The sequence below is a fragment of the Methylobacterium phyllostachyos genome (genome assembly GCF_900103445.1).
Classification (GTDB): Bacteria; Pseudomonadota; Alphaproteobacteria; order Rhizobiales; family Beijerinckiaceae; genus Methylobacterium; species Methylobacterium phyllostachyos.
This window is the reverse complement of the sequence record NZ_FNHS01000001.1, coordinates 279947-303223: the sequence shown is the minus strand read 5'-3', so window position 1 is coordinate 303223 and position 23277 is coordinate 279947. Positions and strand designations below refer to the sequence as shown.

Below are 23277 nucleotides of genomic sequence, written 5' to 3'. Positions count from 1 at the left end.
GGCCTGGCAAAAACTTCATTCTCGCCCGGCGAAACGAAAACAGCCCGGCCGCGAGGCCGAGCTGCTTCAAGACATTGCCGAACAGTGCAACGTGTGGCGCGGCCTGAGCCGCGCCGGTGGTCAATCTCAGTACGAGCCGAACTTGTAGTTCAGACCGGCGCGGACGACGGCGAACTCATCGGAGCGGCGGCCGATGCCGCTGGTGACGACCGGGACGTTGTTGGCGGCGTTGATGACGAACGCACCCTGGTTGCGGGTGTTGCGGTCGAGGTTGACGTACAGGCCTTCGACCTTGAGCGTCACGGCCGAGGAGCGGAAGAAGTTCAGGAACGAGTCGGTGGGCAGCGCGTACTCGATGCCGCCGCCGACCGCGTAACCGGTGCGGAAGCTGTCGTTGCCGGCAAAGCCGCCGAACGAGCGGTCCGAGGAGCCCGAGCCGTAGGCGAAGCCGCCGGTGCCGTACACGAGGGTGCGGTCGAAGGCGTAACCGAGGCGGCCACGCACGGTGCCGAAGTAGTCGAGGCTCGACAGGCCGCGCGGGTCGGTGACGTAGTAGCCGGGCGCGAGCGCGCCGCCGGTGATGAAGGCGCTGTTCCGGTTGCGGCCGAAGTCGAGGTACTGGGCGTCGGCCTCGATGCCGACGACGACGCCGGAGCCCGGGGTGAACTGGTAGTTGTAGCCGATCTGGCCACCGCCGGAGAAGCCGTCCTGGCTGCTGTTGCGGAAGGTGGCGACGGTGCCGGGGGTGGCGTAGGGGAAGGGCACGCCGAAGCTGTTGCCGTTGGAGCGGCTGGAAGCGTCGAAGGCGTAGCCGGCGTTGATACCGAAGTAGGCGCCGGTCCAGGTGAACACCGGCACGGGGGTGAACACGGGCGGCGGCGCGGCGCGGCGCGGCAGGTCGGCAGCAAAGGCGGAGCCGGCGAGGGCGACGCCCGCGAGGGCGGTCGTGACGCGGAGCAGGGATTTCATGGTCTGGTCCTCATGGGTGGTTCCGCACCGCCCGCGGGCAGTGACGGAACGCGGGTCTGGTTGCGTTCCAGCGGTTCCAGGGCTGCTTTGCGCTCCGCGGTATCGCCGACCGCTCACGCGGCCCCTTGTGGCAACCCGCCGTTTTTCCCCGGCACCTTGACCCCACAACGCGCTCGAATTGCCAAGGTTCGGTTACGGCCACGCTTTTTTCGCCCGCGCGCCTTTGACAAAGTGTCGCACCCCCCTTTTCGCACGGGCGGCGTCGGCGGTGGGACAGTCCGCCCTCAGGGTGCGAGGGTGATCGCGGAGATCAGCCGGCCATAATCGGCCTCGCCCCGGTGGGTGGCCCGGCGATAGCTGTAGAAGCGCTGGGGATCCGCGTAGGTGCAGAGGTTCAGCGCCACCGCGCGGCCGATCTCCGCCTCAGCGAGGCGCCCCAGGATGAAGCCCGGCAGATCGAACTGGGCGTGGTCCGGCCGCGTACCCGCCCCCAGGAACCGTTCCATCCCAGGGGCTTCGATCTTCAGGCGGGCGATGAAATCCGGGCCGACCTCGTAGGAAGGCTGGCTGATCGTCGGGCCAAGGACGGCGACGATCCGGTGCCGGCGCGCGCCCAGCGCCTCCATGGCGGCGACCGTGGACGCGATGACGCCGGTGAGCGCTCCCTTCCAGCCTGCATGCGCGGCGCCGATCACCCCGCCCTCAGCATCCGCGAAGAGGATCGGCCCGCAATCGGCCGTGGCGATGCCGAGCGCGAGGCCTGAAACTTGGGTCACCATGGCGTCGGCCCGCGGGCGGTCGGCGGGGGCGAAGGGCCTCGTGACGGTCACGACCTCGGCCGAGTGGACCTGATAGAGCGACACGAGGCGATCCGCCGGCAAGCCGAGGGCGGCGCACATCCGGGTCCGGTTCTCTGCGACGTGTGCGGGTACGTCGCCGGATCCGAGCCCCCCATTCAGCGAATCGTAGAGGCCTTCGGAAACGCCGCCGCGGCGGGTGAAGAACGCGTGGCGGATCCCCGCCTGCGCGGACAAGTCCGGCGCCTCGATCGATATGCCTGTGGTCATGGTCGGATCCTGCGCTGCAAGGCTGGCGTCCCGATAGCGCAAGGGCTTCCCCTTGACGATGTCGTCCAAGCGTCAGACTCTTGTTGCATTGCAATATGGGGCCGGATTCGGTGCCCATCCGAGAAGGATCGCAATGTCACGTGGAATCGAGTCCGAAGCCCTGATCGACGCGCCCAAGCCGGAGGTCCAGCAGTCCCACCAGCTGAGCGCGCCTGCGCATCCCGTGACGGGTGAGCCCGTCGCCTTCGATCCGAACGATGTGAATCCGCCCGCGCCGCCCGCCCCGCGGCCCGCCAGCCAGTCGGATGCCGGCTTCGGCTCGTTCGGCTGAGGACGCACAGGCCGGAGCCTCACACCTCCGGAAATCCGGGAAGCGGCCCCAGGGACGGGCCGCTCACCGCCAGAACCTTGAACAAGCTGCCCATCCCGCCGCGGCCGGGATCCGTGAGCCGGGCGACCGCTCGCTCAATCTCCGCCGCCTGGGCTTCGGTCGCCCGGACCTTCAGGCGCTCGGCCCGGGGGCGCAGGCCGAGGGCAAACAGGAAATCGCCCTGATCGACCGGCCCGTGGACCTGGGCGCCGACGCCCGTCGCCGCGCGGGCGAGGGCGGCGAAATCGACATGGTGCGTGATGTCGGCCTCGCCGGGTGCCGCCAGCGGGTCGGCGTAGCTGTGCCCGGCGAGCGCCTGAAGCGTGTCGCCGAAGCCGGGACGGGTATGGCCGTAATCGATGGCCAGCAACATGCCGCCTTCCGCGCGGATCCGCTGCGCCACCGTGCGCATGACCGCGAGGCCGGCCGCCGGGACGCTCATCAGAGCGCCCTCCGGTCCGTCCGCGTCGAGCCCCGGTGTCGGCTCCGGGGCGAGGCCGAAGAGGAAGCCGCCCTGCGGCCCGAGACCGACCTGACGCTCATGCCATCCGTTTGGCCGGCGCTCGAACTGGCGCACCGGCAGGCAGTCGAAGAACTCGTTGGCCAGGAGGATGGCCGGGCCCGGGGGCAGCGTCTCAATTCCATCGTGCCAGACCGCGCCGGTTCCGGTCAGTGCCCGTTCCTGGGCGGCCCGCAGCACCGGGCTGGTCTCGACGCAATGCGGCCTCACCCGGACGCCCGGCGCCGCCGCGCGCAGGGCGCGCAGGGCATCCGCCATGAGCGTGCCGCGGCCGGGGCCGAGTTCCACCAGGATGAGTGGATCCGGCTGCCCCATCAGCCCATGCGCATAGGCCGTCCAGGCGCCGATCAGCTCGCCGAACATCTGGCTGATCTCGGGCGCCGTGGTGAAATCGCCCTTGGCACCCAGAGGATCGCGGGTGCGGTAATAGCCGTGGACCGGATGGCCCAGGCACAGCGCCATGTAGCGATCGACTCCGATCGGCCCGTTTTGCCGGATCAGCGCGGCGATCTCGGCGCCCAGCGGCGTCACGCCTCCACGGGCGCCTTGCCCGCCTCCCCGGTGGCGGCCGCGGCGGGATGGCGCGGGCGCGTCCGGCCGGTCGCCGCCAGCACGATGTAGGTGAGGCCGACGATCATCATCGGCACGCAGAGCAGCATGCCCATGGTCACGCCGCCGCCCATGGGCCCGAGATGGTCGCCGAACAGGAAGCCGAGCTGCCGGTCGGGCTCGCGGAAGAACTCGCAGAACGTTCGGGCGAGCGCGTAGCCGAGCACGAAGATGCCGCCGAGCAACCCGGGCTTGCGGAAGCCGAAGCGGCGGACGCTCACCGCCATCACGATGAACAGCAGCAGGCCTTCGGTCGCCGCCTCGTAGAGCTGGCTCGGGTGGCGGGGCAGGGGGCCACCGCTCGGGAACACGATGGCGTAGGGGAAGTCCGGGGCCACGCGGCCCCAGAGCTCGCCGTTCACGAAGTTGGCGATGCGGCCGAAGAACAGGCCGATCGGAACGACCACGGCGCCGATATCGAGGAGGGTGTAGCCGTTGAGCTTCTTCGCCCGGGCGAACAGCAGGAAGGCCAGGATCGCCCCGATGAACCCGCCGTGGAACGACATGCCGCCGTTTCGGATCGCCAGGATCTCGATTGGGTCGGCGATGTACATCGGCAGATTGTAGAACAGCACGTAGCCGACCCGGCCACCCAGCACGACGCCGAGCGCCACCCAGACCACGAGGTCGTCGATATCGACCACCTGTGGGCGCTTGACCACGCCCCAAAGGCTGTCGGCCATGACGAGGCGGCGCGCATAGTACCACCCGCCGATCAGGCCGGCAATGTATGCAAGCGCGTACCATTTGATCGTAATCGGCCCGATCGCGAGCGCCACCGGATCGATGGCCGGAAAGGGCAGGGCGAGGAGCGGCATCGGTCTCACCTCCGGGGCGGGCCGGATTGGACGCCGGAGGGGCGGCGCGTCAAGCCTCTTCGAAGCCGTGCCGGGCGGCGAACCCTCAGGCTCGCACGAAGAGGAATCCGTGGCTGTCCGGACCGGCGCAAGAGAGTGCCGTGCCGTCTGCGGAGGCCCGCGGCGACAGTCCGGCATCGCGCAGACGTCGCAAGAGGCCCTCCGGATCGGCCGTCGAGAAAACATAGCGCGTCGAGGCTTGGTCGGCGGGGCCGAACGACAGATGTCGTCGGGCCGCCGGCGCGCGGTAATGTAGCAGCTCCACGTGCGGAGCGGGTTCCGGAGGCTCCAGCGCAATCACGTCGACCTGTGGGGCGTCCAAGCCGTCGAGGCGCGCTTGCTCAGGGCCCTGGTTCAGGCCGCGTTGCGCCACCGTGAGGCCGAGCGGTCCGGTCAGAAAGGCCAGGGCCGCGTCGAGGTCGGTGACGGTGATCGCCGAGTGATCGATGCCGAGGAACAGGCCGGGCGCGTCCCGCCAGCGCGCGGCCGGCGGCCCGTCCGGGAAAAAGATCAGCTCCAGCGGATGCCCGTCGGGGTCGCGGAACTTGTAGGCGGTCACGCCCCCCGAGGCGGCGGGCAGGTGTTGAGCGCCGTCGCGGCTGATCGGTGTCGGGCCGACCTGGGCGAGGTGGCCCATCGCGGAACCCATGTCGCGGACCGGTATCGCGAGGTGCTGGAAGAACGGGTCGGTCGCCGCGGGATCGGCCGGGTAGGGCGCGCCGGGCGGATCGACCGCCAGGAAGATGACGGTCTGCGCACCGAGCCGCATACGCAATTGCGTCGCCCGCCGCTCCGCGAGGCCCATCGCCTCGGCCTGCGCGGACGGGATGGGCTCCGGTGGGGCGACCCGCGCGAAGCCGAGGCCGTCGCGATAAAATGCCTCCGTGGCCGCGAGATCCGCGACGGTGCGGCCGAACCCGATGATCGCCCGCACGCCGCTCATAGAAGTGGTGCTCCCCGTACGTTCACGTAGATCGCGTAGAGCGTATGGGAGGCGCACAGGAACAGGCGGCTGTTGTTGCGGCCGCCGAAGGCGAGGTTGGCGACGGTCGAAGGGACCAGGATCTTGCCGACCCGCTCGCCGCCGGGGTCGATGCAGTGGACGCCATCGCCGGCGCTCGACCAGATGTTGCCATGCTCGTCGCAGCGGATCCCGTCGGCGTTGCCCGGGTCGATCTTGAAGAGCACGCCGCCCCCTGACAGGGTGCCGTCCTCGGCGACATCGAAGGCCCGGACGTGCTGGAGCGGCTCGGGATCGAACTGCAGGCCGGTCTCCACGATGTAGAGCTTGCCCTCGTCGGGGGAGAAGCACAGGCCGTTCGGCCCCTGGAAATCGTCCGCCACGACCCGCAGCGAGCCGTCGCGCGGGTCGAACCGGTAAACCGCGGCGGGCAGCTCGGATTCCTGCTTGCCGCCCTCGTAATCGGTCTGGATCCCGTAGGGTGGGTCGGAGAACCAGATCGTCCCATCCGATTTGCAGACGATGTCGTTCGGCGAGTTCAGCCGCCGGCCCCGGTAGCGTTCGACCAGGCTGGTGACGCGCCCATCGAGCTCGGTCCGGTGGATGCGTCGGCCGCGGTGCGAGCAGGACAGGAGCCGGCCCTGCCGGTCTCGGGCATGGCCGTTCTCGAAGTCGCTCGTTTCGCGATAGACGCTCAAGCCGGCATATTCAGCCCAGCGCATCACCCGGTTGTTCGGCAGATCGGAGAACAGCAGCTCGTCGCGGTCGCCGAAGAACACTGGACCCTCCGTCCAGCGGAAACCCTCGGCCAGCTTCTCCAGGGGCGCGTTCGGCAGGACGTAGGCCTTGAAGCGCGGCTGCGTGAACTCGAACCCGTCCATGGCCCGACCCCTACTTAAAGCGGCCGGGCCGGTTCACCGTCGGCTCGACCTGCAGGCCGGTGACGATCATCGTGCAGGGCGCGTCGCCGACCGTGCCGGACAGGTGACCCTTCTTGCCGTCCCGCTCCTTCGTGTTCTGGTCCTCGCCCATCATCAGCTCGCCCGGACCCATCTCGACCCGGTGGCCGTCCATGGTCTCCACGAACCAGCGGCCTGAGAGGATCGCGATCCATTGCGGGCGCGGGTTCTCGTGCCACTCCCCGACCCAGCCCACCGGCAGGACCGTGAACGTCACGACCGACTGGGCCGGATCCATCTTGTCGTTCCATTGCGGCGCAGTCTCGGGGTTGATCCCCTCGAACTTGAAGTGCTCAAGGTGGAACAGCTCCTGGCGGCTCACCCCCTCCGCGTCGGTGTAGACATGCCAGTAGGGCATCTTCGGCGGGGTCGGCTCGGACATCGTCGCTCCTGCGGCGGGGATCAGGGTCCTCGCACAACGAGCGGGTTCGGCGATGGTTCGCGGCGGACGATCAGGCTTGCGGGTCTGCCGGTGGCCAGGGGATCGATCGCGTCATGATGGCCTCCCAGCTGTAGGGGCAGACCTGCGGGAAGGTGTCTTCGTCGACCCCAGTCTCGCCCGTCGCGTCGAGCCGCGCACGATGACAAGCGCGGGCGACCAGTCCGCCGATCTGCGATCGCGGTCTGGGACTGTCGTCCAGCCGCTCCTCGACCAAGCTTCGCGGCGTTCTGATCGACGTGACCCAGCTGCGGCTTTGCCGGCTGGGCTGAGGATCCCATTTCAGCAGATGGAGCAGGATCAGGCTCAGCGCGCTGGTCAGCGCATGACGCTCGCTGCGACCCACCCGGCGATCTCGTCCGCCCAAAGCGCGATGTCGAGACGTAACCAAGCGCCCGCGCGCAGGAAGCGCGCCTGTTCCTCGGCCCAGGCATGAATGTCGGCCCGCAGTCCGGGGCGATCGTTCCGCGCGCAGCACGCTTCGGAGCTGTCACAGCCGCCTGCTCGTCGCCCATCCGAAAACGGGCGACGCCAGCCTTTTACATCTGCTCGGGGATCCGGTCGGTCTGCGCGAGGTTCGAGAACCGGGTGATGTTGGCGTCGAACTGCAGTTCCACGGTGCCGGTGGGGCCGTGACGCTGCTTGCCGAGGATCACCTCGGCCTTGCCGTGGACGCGCTGCATCTCGGCTTCCCAGGCGAAGAACTCTTCCGTGCCTTCGCGGGGCTTCTTGTTGCCGACATAGTATTCCTCGCGGAACACGAACATCACCACGTCGGCGTCCTGCTCGATCGAGCCCGACTCACGCAGGTCGGCGAGCTGCGGGCGCTTGTCGTCGCGGTTCTCCACCTGACGGGAGAGCTGCGACAGGGCGATCACGGGCACCGCCAGCTCCTTGGCCAGGGCCTTCATGCCGGTGGTGATTTCGGTCATCTCCTGCACGCGGTTGTCGCTGCGCTTGCCCGAGCCCGAGAGCAGCTGCAGGTAATCGACGATCAGCAGGTCGAGGCCCTTCTGGCGCTTCAGGCGCCGGGCGCGCGCGGAAAGCTGCGCGATCGAGATGCCGCCGCTCTGGTCGATGTAGAACGGGATCGTCTGCATGTCCCGGGCGGCGTCGGTGATCTTGTAAAAATCCTCGGGCCGGATGTCGCCGCGCCGGATCTTGTAGGAGGGCACGCCCGATTGCTCGGCGATGATACGGGTGGCGAGCTGCTCGGCCGACATCTCGAGGGAGAAGAACCCGACGATCCCGCCATTCACGGTCTTGGTCGTGCCGTCCGGCTGCTTCTCGCCGCGATAGGCCTTCGCGATGTTGAACGCGATGTTGGTCACCAGCGAGGTCTTGCCCATGGCCGGGCGCCCCGCGAGGATGATCAGGTCGGACGGTTGCAGACCGCCCATCTTGGCGTCGAGGTCGGTGAGGCCGGTGGCGATGCCCGAGAGCTTGCCCTCGCGCTGGTAGGCCTTGGCGGCCATGTCGACCGCGGCGGTGAGCGCGTCCGAGAATTTCTGGAAACCGCCGTCGTAGCGTCCGGCCTCGGCCAGCTCGTAGAGCCGCCGCTCGGTCTCCTCGATCTGGTCCCGGGGCGCCTGCTCCACCGGAGCCTCGTAGGCGCCGTTGACCAGATCCTCGCCGATGGTGATCAGCCGGCGGCGGATGGCGAGGTCGTAGATCGTGCGGCCGTAATCGCCCGCGTTGATGACCGTGGTCGCGTCGGCGGCCAGCCGCGCGAGGTACTGCATCACCGTCTGGCCGCCGAAATCGGCATCGCCCAGATAGGTCTTCATGGTGATGGGCGTGGCGAGCTTGCCGGCCCGGATCAGCGAGGCCGCCACCGTGAAGATCTGCTGGTGGGCATCCTCCATGAAGTGTTCGGGCAGCAGGAAGTCCGACACCCGGTAGTAGGCGTCGTTGTTCACGAGGATCGCGCCCAGCAGGGCCTGCTCCGCGTCAACGTTGTGCGGGGCGACGCGGTATTCGGCCTGGACCGCTTCGAGCTTGGCCGTGAGCGCATTGGGCAGGGCCATCGGCGGACGACTCCGTATCAGGCGCCGCGGTGGGCGCGCCAGGATCACACCGCACGACCTTGGCCCCGGTATGGTTACCGAAGCCTAGCCGACCGTCCGTTTCCCCGGGTAGGACCCGCACAAACGAACGCCCGCCGACTCTCGGGAGCGGCGAGCGTCCATGCTGGAACAAAACTGGAACGTGTCAAGTCTCGGGGGCGATGATCCCCAGTGTTCACCGCTATACCGGGATAGTGCCTGCGTGCAGCGAAGCCGCTTCCCGGCGGGTCTCGCGCCGGGTCCGGGCGCATCTTCGCCGTGCGCCGCATGCGTAGGAGAAGGAGACGCCCCGTCGCGGATCCGACCGGCCCTGAAGCCGCCCGGACCCGCCGAATCAAAACAATCAGCCGCGGTCGTCGGCACCCTCGCCGGCGTCGGCCAGCGCCTGGCCGACCTCCAGGCCGAGATCGTCGAGGTTGAACGCCTCGCGCTCGGTGACCGACTCGCCGCGGGCCTGACGCTCGGCCTCCTCGGGGCTGCGGGCGACGTTGACGGTGATCTCGACCTCGACCTCGGGGTGCAGCACGACCGGGACGGTGTGCAGGCCCAGCGTCTTGATCGGCTGGTTCAGGGTGAACTGGCCGCGATCCACCGTGAAGCCGTCCTTGGAGACGACCTCGGCGAGGTCGCGGGTCGAGACCGAGCCGTAGAGCACGCCGGTCTCGCCCGATTGGCGGATCAGGACGAAGCTCTGGCCGTTCAGCTTCTCGGCCACCGCCTCGGCGTCCTTCTTACGGTCGAGGTTGCGGGCCTCGAGCTGGGCGCGCTGGGCCTCGAAGTGCTTCTTGTTGGCTTCCGTCGCGCGCAGGGCCTTGCCGCGGGCGAGCAGGAAGTTGCGGGCGAAGCCCGGGCGGACGTTCACGGTCTCGCCCATCTGGCCCAGCTTGGCCACGCGCTCGAGCAGGATCACTTCCATGGTCTTTCTCCTTCAGGGTTTCGGCCGCTGGGGCCGGGGTCTCACGGCGCCGGGCGGTCCTGGGGACGCCGGCGGTCGAGGGCTGTGTCGGCGAGGCCGAACAGGGTGAGGGCGACCAGGGCGATGCCCTGGGTCACGAACAGGATCAGGTAGAGGCCGAACAGCATCAGGGCGCGTCCGGGCCGGCCGCGGGAGCGGTCGTGGAAGGCCGCGAGCCCCTGGATCGCGAAGGCGGCGCTCAGGGCACCGACCAGCGCGACGCCGAACACGCCGACATAGCCAGGGGCGAAGCACATGAGGAGGGCCGCCCCCAGGGTCGCGAGCGTCGTCCGGGGCATCGTGGTGGAGGGAAGGTCGGGCCAGGGCCGGGGCAGGCGGCCGGAGATCCGCACGATCCGGGCCGACGCCCAAAGATAGAAGGTCAGGAGCAGCGCGAGGCCGTTGGCCGCGAAGGCCGGCACGACACGGGCGAGGGCGTCGGCTATCTCCGACCGCGTGACGTCGGTCTGATCGTCTTCGGTCTGCAGCCCTGCGCCGGCGTCCCCGCCCGCTTCCGGACCGGACCGGTCGGTCTCGGTCGGAGGGGTCTCTGTGCGGCCGGCCTCGCCGGTCGTGCGGGGGGCCGGCATGCGGGCCTGCACCAGGGTCTGGGCGAGGCCGCGCAGCTGCCGATCGAAGGCGGCGTGGTTCGGTGAGGACAGGACCGCGATGGCGATGAAGGCCAAAGCCGCCGTGGCGGCGATCCAGCCGAGCAGGCGGCCGGTCGGATACCATTCGAGGCCCTGCGGCGTTTCGCGCCCGAGGAGCGTCAGATAGGCGAGCCACCAGGCGGGCAGCGCGATATAGGCGCCGAAGGCGAGGCCCATGAAGGGTGCAATCACCAGGCCCAGCGCGAGGCTGCCGGCCGCGGCCGCCCAAAGCGCGGCCTTGTGGCTCCAGCCGAGGCCGACGATCAGGATCGGCAGCGGCGCCACGAGGTAGAGCAGGATCGCGAGCGGCGTCGCCTTCAGAAGCACCCCGAACAGGAGTGCCGAGACGAGACCCGCGCCGATACCGATGCCGATATGCTGTGCCATGAATTCCGCTGTCCCGCTGCCGCTGCGGCAGGGTTAGAGGCGGCTTCGCGCCCCAACGATCGGGCGACCGGGGCCGCCCTCTGCGAGGACCGGCCCGGGCGTATGCCGGGCCGGCGGGTTTCGATGACCTACTTGATCACGTAGGGCAGCAGGCCGAGGAAGCGGGCGCGCTTGATCGCCTGGGCGAGCTCACGCTGCTTCTTGGCCGAGACCGCGGTGATCCGCGACGGCACGATCTTGCCGCGCTCGGACACGTAGCGGGACAGGAGCTTGACGTCCTTGTAGTCGATCTTCGGCGCGTTCGCGCCAGAGAACGGGCAGGTCTTGCGACGACGGAAGAAGGGGCGGCGTCCGCCGCCCGCACCCGCACCAGCACCGAATGCCATGGGTTAGCCCTCCCCACCGAAGCTACGCTCGCCGCGATCACCCCGATCGCCGCGGTCACCCCGGTCGCCGCCGAAGCCGCCACCGAAGCCCTCGTCGTCACGACGACGGCCGCGCTCGCGATCCTTGCGGTCGTCGCGGTCGCGCTTCTGCATCATGGCGGACGGCTCCTGATCCAGCTCCTCGACCCGGACGGTCATGAAGCGGAGCACGTCCTCGGAGATCTGCATCTGGCGCTCCATCTCGGCGATGGCGGCCGGCGGGGCGTCGATGTTGAGCAGCGCGAAATGCGCCTTGCGGTTCTTCTTGATCCGGTAGGCGAGGGACTTCACGCCCCACATCTCGATCTTCTCGAGACGGCCACCGTTCTGCTCGATCACACCCTTGTAGGTGTCGATCATCGTCTCGACCTGCTGGGACGTCACGTCCTGGCGGGCCAAGAGCACATGCTCGTAGAGAGGCATCGTCGGGCCTTTCAGCGTCAAAAGGAGCCCGGCCGCGCGGGGCGGCTGTATCGGGCCGGTTCGTTTCGCGGATCGCCCGGCGCCAAGCCCTTCGAGCCGATTTTCAGGCCCGAGCGGTTGATCGAAGGCGGAGACACCGGACGACGGGTTTCAAAGAAACCCTGTGCCGCAAGCGGCACCGTCCGTTCAGCCCCCGGCCGGAGCGAACGCGAGGGGCGGCGCATAGTCGGTTTTTGCCGAGTTGGCAAGTTGAGGCAGCCGGTTGCGCCGGCCCGTCTTGCCGGAGCGCGGGGACGCCAGCATATCGCTGCCAGGAGCCCGGCGCATCACGCCGATCTTGGAACGGCCGACTTTGGAACGAACGAGCGGATGACTTCCGAAACGCTGCGCCTCGGCGTCAACATCGATCACGTCGCCACCGTCCGCAACGCCCGCGGCGGCGATTATCCGGACCCGGTGCGCGCCGCATTGCTCGCCGTCGAGGCGGGGGCGGACGGCATCACGGCGCATCTGCGCGAGGACAGGCGCCACATCCGCGACACCGACATCGCGGCCCTCAAGCGCCGCCTGTCCGTTCCGCTCAACTTCGAGATGGCGGCCACCGACGAGATGGTGGCGATCGCGCTCGACACCCGGCCTCACGCCGCCTGCCTCGTGCCGGAGAAGCGCGAGGAACGCACCACCGAGGGCGGCCTCGACATCGTCGGTGGCCGCGATCACCTCGCCCCGCGCATCCGGTCGCTTGCCCAGGCGGGGATCCGCGTCTCCCTGTTCGTCGAGCCGGAAGCGACGGTGATGGACGCCGCCCGAGCGCTTGGGGCACCGGTGGTCGAGCTTCACACCGGCAGCTACTGTGAGGCTGCGCTCGACGGAGATGCGGCCCGGATCGCGCATGAACTCGGTCGGATCCGGCGCGCCGCCGAGTACGGGGCCGGCCTCGGCCTTGAGATCCATGCCGGCCACGGGCTGACCCTCGGTAGCGTCGGGCTGGTGGCGGCGCTGCCGCAGATCCGGGAACTCAACATCGGACATTCGTTGATCGCCGACGCGATCTTTGTCGGGCTCCCGCAGGCGGTGCGAGACATGCGGGCCGCGATGGACCGCGCGCGTCGACCATGATCATCGGGATCGGATCGGACCTCTGCGACATCCGTCGGATCGCCCAGACGCTGGGACGCCACGGCGAGCGTTTCACCCACCGGGTTTTCACCGACGGCGAGCGGGCGCGCTGCGACGGTCGTGCGGCCCGCGCCGAGGGCTATGCGCGACGCTTCGCCGCCAAGGAGGCCTGCGCCAAGGCGCTCGGCACCGGCCTCAGCGCCGGCGTGTTCTGGCGCGACATGGAGGTGGTGAACCTTCCCTCCGGCCAGCCGACCCTGCGACTCACCGGTGGCGCGGCGGCGCGGCTCGCCACGCTGATCCCGCAGGGCCATGAGGCCCGCCTTCACGTGAGCCTGACCGACGATGCGCCGATGGCACAAGCCTTCGTGATCATCGAGGCGCTGCCGGTGACGGTCACCGGCTGAGGGCGCGGATTAGCCCGGCACCCTCGCGCGTTGCGGGGGGATCGCGCTTGGTCTAGACCCGCCGCTCGCAGCGGACACGATTGCGGCGCATTCCTCGGGACAACCGCTTCCCCGGCCGCCCCGCGGGCGGAAGACAACGCAATCTCAACCGAAGACGGAACGTGCGCGTGGATTACGACGGCAAGCCGCTCAGGAAACCCGCCGAGACCGGCACCTGGGCCAGCATCCGCGAGACGCTGAAGGTCGGCATCCAGGCGCTCCTGATCGCTCTCGTGGTGCGGACGCTCCTGTTTCAGCCGTTCAACATCCCCTCGGGCTCCCTGGTCCCGACCCTGTTGATCGGCGATTATCTGTTCGTCTCGAAGTACTCCTACGGATACTCGAAGTACTCCCTGCCGCTTTCGGAATACATCCCGATCCAGGCGGACGGTCGGATCTGGGGCGCCGAGCCGAAGCGCGGCGACATCGCGGTGTTCAAGCTGCCGAAGGACAATGCGACCGACTACATCAAGCGCGTGATCGGCCTGCCGGGCGACAAGATCCAGATGATCGACGGCGTGCTCAACATCAACGGCAAGGCGGTCAAGCGCGAGCGGATCGCCGACTACGAGACGACCGACCCCTACGGCCAGGCGACCAAGGTTCCGCAATACCTCGAGACCCTGCCCAACGGCGTCGTTCATAAGGTGATCGAGCGCGATGGCGACAACGGCTTCTGGGACAAGACCGAACTCTACACGGTCCCGGCCGGGCACTTCTTCATGATGGGCGACAACCGCGACAACTCCACCGATTCGCGCGATCTCGCCAATGTCGGTTACGTGCCCTTTGCGAACTTCGTGGGCCGCGCCGAGATGATCTTCTTCTCGATCGATGAGGGCACGCCGGCGTGGCAGGTCTGGAACTGGCCGGCCCATGTCCGCTGGTCGCGCCTGTTCTCGACCATCCATTGATCGGACCGGACTTGGACGACGCCGCCCAGCCCCCAACCTCCGCGCGGGCCCGGCGCAGCCATAAGCCGCGCCCGCCGCTCGCCGCGCTGGAGGCGCGGATCGGGCACAGCTTCGCCGACCAGGGTCTGCTGACCCGTGCGCTGACCCATACCAGCAAGGCCAGCGCCCGGGGCGGCAGCTATCAGCGCCTGGAATTCCTCGGCGACCGTGTCCTCGGGCTCGCGGTGGCGGACCGGCTCTACGCAGCGTTCCCGGAGGCCGACGAGGGCGACCTGTCGCGCCGTCTCGCCGCGCTGGTGCGCCGCGAGACCTGCGCGGTCGTGGCGGCCGCCTGGGAAGTCGGGCCGCACCTGATTCTCGGCCAGGGTGAGGTGATGGGCGGCGGCCGGCGCAATCAGACCATCCTGGCCGATGTCTGCGAGGCGATTCTCGGTGCCATCTACCTTGATGCCGGGTTTGATGCCGCCCGGGCGGTGGTCGAGGCGCATTTCCACCCGAGCGAGCCGGCCTCGGCGGCGCGGGGCCGCGACGCCAAATCCGCCCTGCAGGAGTGGGCCATGGGCCGAAGCTTGCCGATCCCCACCTACGCGGTGGTGGAGCGCACCGGCCCTGACCATGCGCCCCGGTTCCGCATCGCCGTCGAGGTCGAGGGCCTTGCGCCCGGGCTCGGCGAGGGCACATCGAAGCGGATCGCCGAGCAGGCGGCCGCGCAGGCGCTGATGGAGCGGGAGGGGATCGGAGCCCTGCCGGCGGCGGGGCCGACGGAGACAGCATGACCGAGCACGATCAGGATGACACTCCGTTTGGGAGCGGCGCGCGGGACGGCGCGAATGCCGTCTCCGCGCTGCCGGGCACACCCACCGACGCCCGGGCCGGCTTCGTCGCGCTGATCGGCGTGCCGAATGCCGGCAAGTCGACGCTCCTGAACAACCTTGTCGGCACGAAGGTGTCGATCGTCTCCCGCAAGGTGCAGACGACCCGGGCGTTGGTGCGCGGCATCTTCATCGAGGGCAACGCCCAGGTCGTGCTGGTCGACACGCCCGGCATCTTCGCGCCCAAGCGCCGGCTCGACCGGGCGATGGTCCATTCGGCCTGGAGCGGCGCCGCCGACGCCGACGCGGTCTGCCTGCTGGTGGATGCTCGAAAGGGCGTCGACGAAGAGGTCGAGGCCGTGCTCGGCCGCCTCGACGCGGTGAAGCGCGACAAGCTGCTGATCCTCAACAAGATCGACCTGATCGCCCGCGAGCGCCTGCTCGATCTCGCCGCCAAGCTCAACGCCGCCGCGCCCTTCGCCGAGACGTTCATGATCTCGGCGCTGAACGGCAGCGGTGTGCAGGATCTCCGGCGGGCGCTCGCCGCCCGGATGCCGGCCGGCCCCTGGCTCTACCCGGAGGATCAGGTCTCGGATGCGCCCCTGCGCATGCTGGCCGCCGAGATCACCCGCGAGAAGATCTACGACCGGCTGCATGAGGAATTGCCTTACCGCTCCACGGTCGAGACCGACCAGTGGCAGGTCCGGGCAGACGGGTCGGTTCGGATCGAGCAGACGATCTTCGTGGAGCGCGAGAGCCAGCGCTCGATCGTGCTCGGCAAGGGCGGCCAGACCATCCGGTCGATCGGACAGGCGGCCCGGATCGAGATCGCCGAGGCGGCCGACGCGAAGGTTCACCTGTTCCTGCACGTGAAGGTGCGGGAGAACTGGGCCGACGACCCCGCGCGCTACCGCGAGATGGGCCTCGAATTCCCCCGGGGCTGACCGGCCCCGCGGGGCCAGATTGCCCGTCAGGCTGGGCTTCCGGCCCCGATCCGGTATAAAATGGGGCGTTCCCCCGGATGAGCCGAGTCGGGCGCGGGTCGGTCCCGCACCGCACCGGAGTCGCGTTCCGGCCGCATCCCTCCAGCTTCCGAATTATTCATGCGACATGCCGTCTACGGCCTGCCGCCGGTGGATCTCGCTGAGGTCCCCGGCGATGCCGTCCAGGTTTCCCCGTTGATTCCCGGTGCCGCCCGGCTGGAGGATCTGTCCGAGAACAGCCTCGACGCCGCCACCGTGCTCGCGCCACCCGGAACGGTCGAGCGTCGCTACGTCCTGGCGCAGGTCCTGCGCGCCCTGGGGCCCGGCGGCCGGATGATCGCGCTTGCGCCCAAGGATCGGGGCGGGACCCGGCTGGCCAAGGAACTCACCACCTTCGGGTGTGCCGCCGCCGACCAGCCGCGCCGCCACCACCGGATCTGCCAAGCCGACCGGCCGCCGGAGCCCGCCGGGATCGCCGAGGCGATCGACGAGGGCGGGCCGCGCCATGTCGACAACCTCGCCTTGTGCACGCAGCCCGGCATCTTCTCCTGGGATCGGCTCGATCCCGGCACGGCCCTGCTCCTGCGGGCGCTGCCGGTGCTGAAGGGCCGCGGGGCCGATCTCGGCTGCGGCCTCGGGATCCTGGCCCGGGCGGTCCTGGCCTCGGAGGCCGTGACCGCGATGACCCTGGTTGAGATCGACCGCCGCGCCGTCGAGATGGCCCGACGCAACGTCCCCGACCCGCGGGCGACGATCCTCTGGGCCGATATCCGGACGCCCGGGCAGGTGCCGGGCGACCTCGACTTCATCGTCACGAATCCCCCCTTCCATGAGGGTGGAGCGGAGGATCAGGCGCTCGGCCGGGCCTTCATCGCCCGGGCCGCCGCGTCGCTGCGGCCCGGCGGCACGCTGTGGCTCGTGGCCAACGCGCACTTGCCCTACGAGGCGCCCCTGCGCGCAGCGTTCCGGACGGCGTCCGTGACGGTTCAGGAGAACGGCTACCGGGTCTACGAGGCACGCCGGTGAGCGCGAAAGCCGTGCGGCTCGACAAGCTCCTCGCCAATCTGGGCTACGGCTCGCGCCGGGAGATCCAGGGGCTCGCCCGCGTGGGGGCGATCCGCCTCGACGGCGCTGAGCTCGGAGATGCCGGCACGCGGATCGCCCTCGATCCGGATCTTCCGGAGCGTCTGACGATCGATGGCGAGCCGCTGGATCCACTGCCGGGCCTGTGCCTGATGCTGCACAAGCCGCTGGGGGTGACCTGTTCGCACAAGGAGGCGGGGCCTCTGATCTACGGGCTGCTGCCGGAGCGCTGGCGCCGCCGAGACCCGCCGCTCTCCACCGTGGGCCGCCTCGACAAGGAGACCTCCGGCCTGCTGCTGCTGACCGACGACGGCGCGTTGCTGCACCGGATCATCAGCCCGAAGGCCCAGGTGGCGAAGCGCTACCGCGTGACCCTCGACCGGCCTCTGGCGGGCAATGAGGCGGCGGTGTTCGCCTCCGGGACGCTGATGCTGGAGGGCGAGGAGCGGCCGCTGCTGCCGGTGGATCTCGTGGTCGAGGATGCCACCCATTGCGCGGTGACGCTGACCGAGGGCCGCTACCATCAGGTCCGCCGGATGTTCGCCGCCGTGGACAACCATGTCACGGCACTGCACCGCGATCGGGTCGGTGGGCTCGATCTGCCGGCAGATCTCGCCGCGGGGGCCTACCGCGTGATGACGGCCGACGATGTGGCGGCGGTGTTCGCCGGCGGGTGAGTCGAGCCGCGCGTCCGTCAATGTAGGGCACGGGCGAGGGCGATGAATGCGCGCGTCTGGAAGCCGATCAGGCCCGCAACCCAGCACACGATCGCGGGCCGCGTACCCGCCAACGCGGCGCGCAGGTCCGCCGTCCTGACGAGATCGCCCTGCAACGCTTCCGCCATGGCATCGGCCGAGCCCTCTGCCTGTTCGCGTGAGAGTTTGGCCTTCTCCCGGAGGGGGCGGGCGAATTTTAGGGTGTCGAACGCGACCATCGCCATGGCTTGATGATCGGAAGCCGAAGCTGCGTGTTGCAAGCGGTTTGAACGCAGCCTGTGATTGAGGGATGGCGTCACCTGCGCGGCATCCTTCGACCGTGCCGCTCTCCGAAGCCTTGCTTCCGACCGCGCTCTCTGCTAAGCGCCCGCCCATCCCACACGCGGAGCCGGCCTCATGCCTGAATGAGGCGTTTCCGGTGGTCGCCCGAATGCGTCGAGCGGCTGCATCCCTCCGCGGCGGATCCAACCGGAGAGCAAAAAGAATGGCCGTCGATTTCTCTATGCGTCAGCTCCTCGAGGCGGGCGCCCATTTCGGTCACCAGTCGCACCGCTGGAACCCGAAGATGCAGCCGTACATCTTCGGTACGCGCAACAACATCCACATCATCGACCTCGCCCAGACCGTGCCGGCGCTGCACCAGGCGCTGCAGGCGGTGAGCGACACCGTCGCCAAGGGCGGCCGCGTGCTGTTCGTCGGCACCAAGCGCCAGGCCGCCGACACGATCGCCGAGGCGGCCAAGCGCTCGGCCCAGTACTACGTCAATTCCCGCTGGCTGGGCGGCATGCTCACCAACTGGAAGACCATCTCGGGCTCGATCTCGCGCCTGCGCAAGGTCACCGAGACGCTGGAGACCGGCGGCCCGGGCCTGACCAAGAAGGAGCGCCTGATGCTCTCCCGTGAGAAGGAGAAGCTCGAGAAGGCGCTCGGCGGCATCAAGGATATGGGCGGTGTCCCCGACCTGCTGTTCGTGATCGACACCAACAAGGAGCAGCTGGCGATCAAGGAGGCGAACCGCCTCGGGATCCCGGTGGCCGCCATCGTCGACACCAACTGCAACCCGGACGGCATCAGCTACATCGTCCCGGCCAACGACGACGCCGGCCGCGCCATCGCGCTCTACTGCGACCTGATCGCCAAGGCCGCCATCGACGGCATCTCGCGCGCCCAGGGCTCGTCGGGCATGGATCTCGGCGCCTCCGAGGAGCCGATGGCCGAGGAACTGCCGGCGAACGACGACGAGGCCGTCTCGGTCGAGTCCGACGCCCTCGACCCGGCCGACGTGGCGATGCTCGCCGAGTCGACCGAGCATTTCGAGCTGCTCGCCGCCCCGCGCGGCGCGCCGGACGACCTGACCAAGCTGAACGGCGCCGGCCCGCAGATCGTGCAGAAGCTCAACGACGCCGGCATCTACCATTACTGGCAGATTGCCGCGATGACCCCCGCGGACGTCGCCAAGGTCGATGCCGACCTGAAGCTCAACGGCCGCATCGATCGCGATTCGTGGGTCTCGCAGGCCCGCGGCTTCGTCGAGGCCGCCGCCGCGGCCTGATCGATCCGGACGTCGCGGCGGCCCCGTCATCGGGCCGTCGCGGTTCCCCGCATACCGGGCCCGGCCGCTTACCCGCGCGCCGGGCCTCTCTCATCCAGACCACACGAAAGGGACCGCCATGGCCAACATCACCGCCGCGATGGTGAAGGAGCTCCGGGAGACGACCGGCGCCGGCATGATGGATTGCAAGGGCGCGCTCAACGAGACGCAGGGCGACATGGAGGCCGCGGTCGATTGGCTGCGCAAGAAGGGGCTCGCGAAGGCCGCCAAGAAGGCCGGCCGCGTCGCCGCCGAGGGCCTGGTCGCCGTCGAGTCCGCCGGCCATCACGCCGCGGTCATCGAGGTGAACTCCGAGACCGACTTCGTCGCCCGCAACGACGCCTTCCAGGCCTTTGCCCGCGAGGCCGCCAAGATCGCGCTGAACACCGACGGCACGCTGGAAGGCCTCCAGGCCGCCAAGTTCCCGGGCGCCACCGAGACCGTGTCCGAGAAGCTGCAGGCCCTGATCGCCACGATCGGCGAGAACATGAACCTGCGCCGGGTCGCCAAGCTCGAAGTCAAGAAGGGCGTCATCGCCTCCTACGTGCACAACCAGATCTCCGAGGGCCTCGGCAAGATCGGCGTGCTGGTGGCGCTGGAGTCCGAGGGTGATGTCGAGGCGCTCTCGGCGCTCGGCCGCCAGATCGCCATGCATGTCGCGGCGACCAACCCGGTGGCGCTCGATGCTTCGGGCGTCGACACCGTCACGGTGGAGCGCGAGTCGAACATCCTGCGCGAGAAGAACGCCGGCAAGCCGGATCACGTGATGGCCAAGATCATCGAGAGCGGCCTGAAGAGCTACTACAAGGAGGTCACCCTCTTGGAGCAGCCCTTCGTGCATGACGGCTCGAAGACGGTGAGCCAAGTCCTCAAGGAAGCCGGCTCCAAGTTCGGCGGCCCGGTGACCCTGACGGCCTTCGTTCGCTACGCCCTCGGCGAGGGCATCGAGAAGGAAGAGGGGCCGGACTTCGCCACCGAGGTCGCCCAGCAGGCTGGTCGCGCCTGATCGATTCAAGCAAATCGGTCAGGTTTTCTTGACCGCCGCGTGATCGAGCCCCGTTCGGCATCAGCCGGGCGGGGCTTCTTGTTTTCTGTGCTTGGAAAGCGTCTCTTTGGTTGCGTGTTGCGGCGCACACCCCATCTCGCGGATGCACGCTACCTTCGCGGCATGACCTTAAAGCCCCTCTCCTACCTGATGATCGGCGCCTTCGTGTCCGGTCTTGTGATGACCGTCGTCGGCGCCGTCGGCGTCCTGACGGGCAGCTGAGAACAGGCGCTGGTGTGGCGGATCTCCGTCATGCCGGCGCCGCATCGACCCAGCCTCCGCCATCCCAGACCCGCACCGAGACGGAGGCGCAGCCCTCCGCGATGGTGATGCGGTTGTAGGCGTTGGGCTCGTTCCCGCGCAGGCGGGTCGAGGTCGCCGAGCCGGCCTGAACGGTCAGCAGCCGCCCCCGGCAACCGCGCATCACACCCTGATCGACCGCCTCGGCCCCGGAATCGTCTTCGAGGGCAAAGCGGGCGTAGTGCCGGTGCAGATGGCCTGCGAGCGTCAGGCCGACGCCGCAGCGGCGGAAGGCCGCCAGCGCAAGATCCGCCCGGCCGACCAGTCGGGCCTCCTCGTCCCAGCGCGGCGGCCTGAACGGGTGATGGCCCACCACGATCTTGAACAGATACTCCGGCATGGCGGCGAGGCGCGCCTCGGTCCGGGCGATCTGGCTGCGCCGGATGACACCGTGCGACCAGTCCGGCTCCGGCGCCCAGCGCCGCACCGTGTTCAGGCAGACCACGCCGATCTCGCCATCCGCGAAGCACGGCTCCGTGTCTTGCGCGATGGCATGCCGGTAGCGCGCGAAGGGGCGCGCGAACCGCTGCACCAGGTCGTAGGGCGAGATGTCGTGGTTGCCCGGCACGCCGATCCAGGGCGACGACAGGCGGTTCAGGAAGGCGCGGGCCTGCGCGAACTCGGACGGGCGGGCCGCCATGGTGAAGTCGCCCGAGGCGACGATCAGGTCCGGCGCGTCTCCGTTTAGTTCGTCCACCAGGGCCTCGACGACGGCCGGGTCAGTGCGGCCGAAATGGAGGTCGGAAATGTGGCTGATCCGCCTCATGCGTCCGGCGTCCCCACCGCGAAGCGCTGGCCCGTCTCGGCGCGCGGCACGATCACGGTCAGCGCGTGTCGCCGGATCCGGTAGTGCAGGGGCGTGGGGATCAGCAGCACCTCGCCGTCATTCATCACCAGGAGTGCCCGCCGGCGCGACGCGATGCTGAGGTCGCCGACCGGCAGCCGCTCCACGTCAGGCAGCCGGCGCCAATCGCCGAGGGCGAAACCGAGGGCGAGGCGCAGGCTGCGCCACACCGACAGGTTGGCCAGCACATAGAGCGTAAGTTGGCCGGCATCGACCGGCGCCCGCAGCAGCACGTGCCCTGGCCGTTCAACGTAGTCGCCCACGACCACCGCCATCAGCCGGCCCCGCAGGCGCCGCGCCGTCCCATCGATCAGGCCGGTCACCGTGAGCCGCGGATAGCGGCCGAGATGGCGGAGCATCCCGAGCGCCCAGCGCAGCATCGTGCGCACGGCCCGGCGGGCGCGATGCGCCTCCCTGTGGCGGGCCACCCGCGCCGCCATGCCGAGCACGGAATTGATCACGAAGATCCGGCCGTTCACGTCGCCGACATCGATCCGGCGCGGCACACCCTGTGCGAGATTGGCGATGGCCCCGTCGAGATCGAGGGGAAGGCCGAGATCCCGCGCCAGAAGGTTCATGGTGCCGAGCGGGAGGATGCCGAGCGGCGTCCCGCGCCCGACCAGGGCGGCGGCCGCGCAGGCGACCGTGCCATCGCCGCCGGCCACCACCATCGCATCAATCCCTGGCTCGGCCACCGCCGCCGCGATGCGCGCCGGGAGGGTGGCTCCCCGGTCCGCCTCACCCAGGGCTTCGATCCCGACCGCGGCGATCCGCTCACGGATGATCTCCGGTGTCGCACCGCCGCTGACGCTGCCGGATTCCGTGTTGATCACCAGGGCGACGCGCATGGATGTCCCGGGCCGAGGGCGGTCTCCGCAAAGCTTTGCCAGGGCTGCACGTCGGTCGCGTGTCGGTGGCGTTTGGGCGGATGATCCCCGTCCGATCGCGGGCCGCCCCTCGACGGCGCTCACACGGTTGACGTAGAAGCCTCCCGGCTCGCACAGGGCGGGTCGGACGGGGATCGAGATGCCGGAGACGACGCCGTTTCGCCGTATCCTCGTAAAGCTTTCGGGCGAGGCGCTCGCCGCACCGGATGGCTACTGGCTGCATCCGCCGACGCTGGCGGGGCTCGCCGAGGATATCGCCCGCACCATCGAGACCGGGGCCGAGGTCGCCATCGTGGTGGGCGGCGGCAACATGATCCGTGGGGCGCGCATCTCGGCGGCCGGCTGGATCGACCGGGCCACCGGGGATTCGCTCGGCATGATGGCGACCGTCATGAACTCGCTCGCCATCGAGACGGCGCTCAATGCCGCGGGGGTCCAGGCCCGCACCATGTCGGCGGTGTCGATGCCGACGATCTGCGAGACCTATGCCCGCCAGCCGGCTTTGCATCACCTCGACAAGGGTCAGGTGGTGGTTCTCGCCGGAGGCACCGGCAACCCGTACTTCACCACCGACACCGCGGCGGTCCTGCGTGCGGCCGAATTGCGCTGCGATGCGGTGCTGAAGGCCACGCAGGTCGACGGCGTCTACACGGCCGATCCGAAGACGGATCCGAGCGCGACCCGCTACGACCGCATCACCCATGACGAGGCCATCGCCCGGGACCTGAAGGTGATGGATACGGCCGCCTTCGCGCTGGCCCGGGAGAGCCGCCTGTCGATCGTGGTCGGCTCGCTCCACCCGCCGAGCTCGATTGCCGCGATCCTGTCGGGTGAAGCGCCCTCGACCCTCGTGGCGCCCTGACGCCGCCGCGGATAGGCC

Annotated in this window: 28 protein-coding genes; 12 read left to right on the top strand and 16 right to left on the bottom strand. The window is 69.4% G+C overall.

Annotated features, from left to right (window positions below; all coding sequences use genetic code 11):
* Positions 1-126 precede the first annotated feature (126 nt).
* Together BLQ49_RS01385 and pgeF are read right to left on the bottom strand one after the other, a co-directional pair.
* On the bottom strand, positions 127-969 hold the full coding sequence (locus BLQ49_RS01385; RefSeq protein WP_091712687.1) for an outer membrane protein: 843 nt from the start codon (positions 967-969) through the stop codon (positions 127-129).
* Between the two features lie 284 nt (positions 970-1253).
* Positions 1254-2024, bottom strand: a complete 771-nt coding sequence (pgeF, locus tag BLQ49_RS01380) for a peptidoglycan editing factor PgeF (protein ID WP_091713091.1) — start codon at positions 2022-2024, stop codon at positions 1254-1256.
* Positions 2025-2169: 145 nt separating this feature from the next.
* On the opposite strand from pgeF, the gene BLQ49_RS01375 reads away from it, so the two are divergent.
* Complete coding sequence (locus tag BLQ49_RS01375) at positions 2170-2367, top strand: fibronectin-attachment protein (FAP) (protein WP_091712685.1); 198 nt, start codon at positions 2170-2172, stop codon at positions 2365-2367.
* Positions 2368-2386: 19 nt separating this feature from the next.
* Here the strand turns inward: BLQ49_RS01375 and BLQ49_RS01370 are convergent, their stop codons facing one another.
* From BLQ49_RS01370 to rpsF, 11 genes are all read right to left on the bottom strand, one after another.
* Entirely contained in the window at positions 2387-3457 is a 1071-nt protein-coding gene (locus BLQ49_RS01370; RefSeq protein ID WP_091712683.1) for a class I SAM-dependent methyltransferase, read from the bottom strand.
* Positions 3454-4353, bottom strand: coding sequence for a prolipoprotein diacylglyceryl transferase (gene lgt / locus BLQ49_RS01365; RefSeq protein WP_091712681.1), 900 nt, complete (start codon positions 4351-4353; stop codon positions 3454-3456). The genes BLQ49_RS01370 and lgt overlap by 4 nt, the downstream gene beginning before the upstream one ends.
* Before the next feature lie 85 nt (positions 4354-4438).
* On the bottom strand, positions 4439-5335 hold the full coding sequence (locus BLQ49_RS01360; RefSeq protein WP_091712679.1) for a VOC family protein: 897 nt from the start codon (positions 5333-5335) through the stop codon (positions 4439-4441).
* On the bottom strand, positions 5332-6234 hold the full coding sequence (locus BLQ49_RS01355; protein WP_091712677.1) for an SMP-30/gluconolactonase/LRE family protein: 903 nt from the start codon (positions 6232-6234) through the stop codon (positions 5332-5334). Before BLQ49_RS01355 ends, BLQ49_RS01360 begins: the two co-directional genes overlap by 4 nt.
* A gap of 10 nt (positions 6235-6244) precedes the next feature.
* Complete coding sequence (locus BLQ49_RS01350) at positions 6245-6694, bottom strand: cupin domain-containing protein (protein ID WP_091712676.1); 450 nt, start codon at positions 6692-6694, stop codon at positions 6245-6247.
* A 70-nt stretch (positions 6695-6764) separates the two neighbouring features.
* Entirely contained in the window at positions 6765-7097 is a 333-nt protein-coding gene (locus BLQ49_RS01345) for a DUF29 domain-containing protein (RefSeq protein ID WP_167627597.1), read from the bottom strand.
* Positions 7098-7290: 193 nt separating this feature from the next.
* Entirely contained in the window at positions 7291-8778 is a 1488-nt protein-coding gene (locus BLQ49_RS01340; RefSeq protein WP_091712673.1) for a replicative DNA helicase, read from the bottom strand.
* Between the two features lie 382 nt (positions 8779-9160).
* Positions 9161-9733 carry a 50S ribosomal protein L9 gene (gene rplI, locus BLQ49_RS01335; RefSeq protein ID WP_091712671.1) on the bottom strand — a complete coding sequence of 191 codons (573 nt, stop codon included), beginning with the start codon at positions 9731-9733 and terminating at the stop codon, positions 9161-9163.
* 41 nt (positions 9734-9774) lie between these two features.
* Complete coding sequence (locus BLQ49_RS01330) at positions 9775-10809, bottom strand: DUF2232 domain-containing protein (protein ID WP_091712670.1); 1035 nt, start codon at positions 10807-10809, stop codon at positions 9775-9777.
* 128 nt (positions 10810-10937) lie between these two features.
* Positions 10938-11195 (bottom strand): 30S ribosomal protein S18, encoded by a 258-nt coding sequence (rpsR, locus tag BLQ49_RS01325; RefSeq protein WP_091712669.1) that lies wholly within the window; start codon positions 11193-11195, stop codon positions 10938-10940.
* Between the two features lie 3 nt (positions 11196-11198).
* Complete coding sequence (gene rpsF, locus BLQ49_RS01320) at positions 11199-11657, bottom strand: 30S ribosomal protein S6 (protein ID WP_091713090.1); 459 nt, start codon at positions 11655-11657, stop codon at positions 11199-11201.
* A 369-nt stretch (positions 11658-12026) separates the two neighbouring features.
* Between rpsF and BLQ49_RS01315 the strand changes: the two genes are divergently transcribed.
* The 7 genes from BLQ49_RS01315 to BLQ49_RS01285 all read left to right on the top strand — a co-directional run bounded on the left by BLQ49_RS01315 (position 12027) and on the right by BLQ49_RS01285 (position 17691).
* Positions 12027-12776, top strand: a complete 750-nt coding sequence (locus tag BLQ49_RS01315) for a pyridoxine 5'-phosphate synthase (protein WP_091712667.1) — start codon at positions 12027-12029, stop codon at positions 12774-12776.
* A complete protein-coding gene (gene acpS / locus BLQ49_RS01310; RefSeq protein WP_091712665.1) occupies positions 12773-13183 on the top strand; it encodes a holo-ACP synthase in 411 nt (136 codons plus the stop codon). Before BLQ49_RS01315 ends, acpS begins: the two co-directional genes overlap by 4 nt.
* A gap of 167 nt (positions 13184-13350) precedes the next feature.
* Positions 13351-14136 (top strand): signal peptidase I, encoded by a 786-nt coding sequence (gene lepB, locus BLQ49_RS01305; RefSeq protein ID WP_208858995.1) that lies wholly within the window; start codon positions 13351-13353, stop codon positions 14134-14136.
* Complete coding sequence (rnc, locus tag BLQ49_RS01300) at positions 14133-14912, top strand: ribonuclease III (RefSeq protein ID WP_091712662.1); 780 nt, start codon at positions 14133-14135, stop codon at positions 14910-14912. The genes lepB and rnc overlap by 4 nt, the downstream gene beginning before the upstream one ends.
* Positions 14909-15892 carry a GTPase Era gene (era, locus tag BLQ49_RS01295; protein ID WP_208858994.1) on the top strand — a complete coding sequence of 328 codons (984 nt, stop codon included), beginning with the start codon at positions 14909-14911 and terminating at the stop codon, positions 15890-15892. Before rnc ends, era begins: the two co-directional genes overlap by 4 nt.
* 159 nt (positions 15893-16051) lie before the next feature.
* Positions 16052-16957, top strand: a complete 906-nt coding sequence (locus BLQ49_RS01290; protein WP_091712660.1) for a class I SAM-dependent methyltransferase — start codon at positions 16052-16054, stop codon at positions 16955-16957.
* Complete coding sequence (locus BLQ49_RS01285; RefSeq protein WP_091712659.1) at positions 16954-17691, top strand: pseudouridine synthase; 738 nt, start codon at positions 16954-16956, stop codon at positions 17689-17691. Before BLQ49_RS01290 ends, BLQ49_RS01285 begins: the two co-directional genes overlap by 4 nt.
* Before the next feature lie 17 nt (positions 17692-17708).
* On the opposite strand, the gene BLQ49_RS01280 is transcribed toward BLQ49_RS01285, so the two are convergent.
* Positions 17709-18029, bottom strand: a complete 321-nt coding sequence (locus BLQ49_RS01280) for a hypothetical protein (protein WP_244507382.1) — start codon at positions 18027-18029, stop codon at positions 17709-17711.
* Between the two features lie 185 nt (positions 18030-18214).
* Between BLQ49_RS01280 and BLQ49_RS01275 the strand changes: the two genes are divergently transcribed.
* The 3 genes from BLQ49_RS01275 (at position 18215) to BLQ49_RS28800 (ending at position 20588) form a co-directional block, all read left to right on the top strand.
* The gene (locus BLQ49_RS01275) at positions 18215-19282 is read left to right on the top strand and encodes a 30S ribosomal protein S2 (protein WP_091712655.1); all 1068 of its coding nucleotides are present in this window, start codon (positions 18215-18217) and stop codon (positions 19280-19282) included.
* A gap of 118 nt (positions 19283-19400) precedes the next feature.
* Positions 19401-20327 carry a translation elongation factor Ts gene (gene tsf / locus BLQ49_RS01270; protein ID WP_091712654.1) on the top strand — a complete coding sequence of 309 codons (927 nt, stop codon included), beginning with the start codon at positions 19401-19403 and terminating at the stop codon, positions 20325-20327.
* Between the two features lie 39 nt (positions 20328-20366).
* Complete coding sequence (locus BLQ49_RS28800; RefSeq protein ID WP_143012186.1) at positions 20367-20588, top strand: hypothetical protein; 222 nt, start codon at positions 20367-20369, stop codon at positions 20586-20588.
* A 28-nt stretch (positions 20589-20616) separates the two neighbouring features.
* Here the strand turns inward: BLQ49_RS28800 and BLQ49_RS01265 are convergent, their stop codons facing one another.
* Together BLQ49_RS01265 and BLQ49_RS01260 are read right to left on the bottom strand one after the other, a co-directional pair.
* The gene (locus BLQ49_RS01265) at positions 20617-21432 is read right to left on the bottom strand and encodes a metallophosphoesterase family protein (protein ID WP_091712652.1); all 816 of its coding nucleotides are present in this window, start codon (positions 21430-21432) and stop codon (positions 20617-20619) included.
* Positions 21429-22358: a diacylglycerol/lipid kinase family protein gene (locus BLQ49_RS01260; RefSeq protein ID WP_091712650.1), complete on the bottom strand. Its 930-nt coding sequence runs from the start codon at positions 22356-22358 to the stop codon at positions 21429-21431. The genes BLQ49_RS01265 and BLQ49_RS01260 overlap by 4 nt, the downstream gene beginning before the upstream one ends.
* A 178-nt stretch (positions 22359-22536) precedes the next feature.
* Between BLQ49_RS01260 and pyrH the strand changes: the two genes are divergently transcribed.
* Positions 22537-23259, top strand: a complete 723-nt coding sequence (gene pyrH / locus BLQ49_RS01255) for a UMP kinase (RefSeq protein ID WP_091712648.1) — start codon at positions 22537-22539, stop codon at positions 23257-23259.
* The last annotated feature ends 18 nt before the right edge of the window (positions 23260-23277 follow it).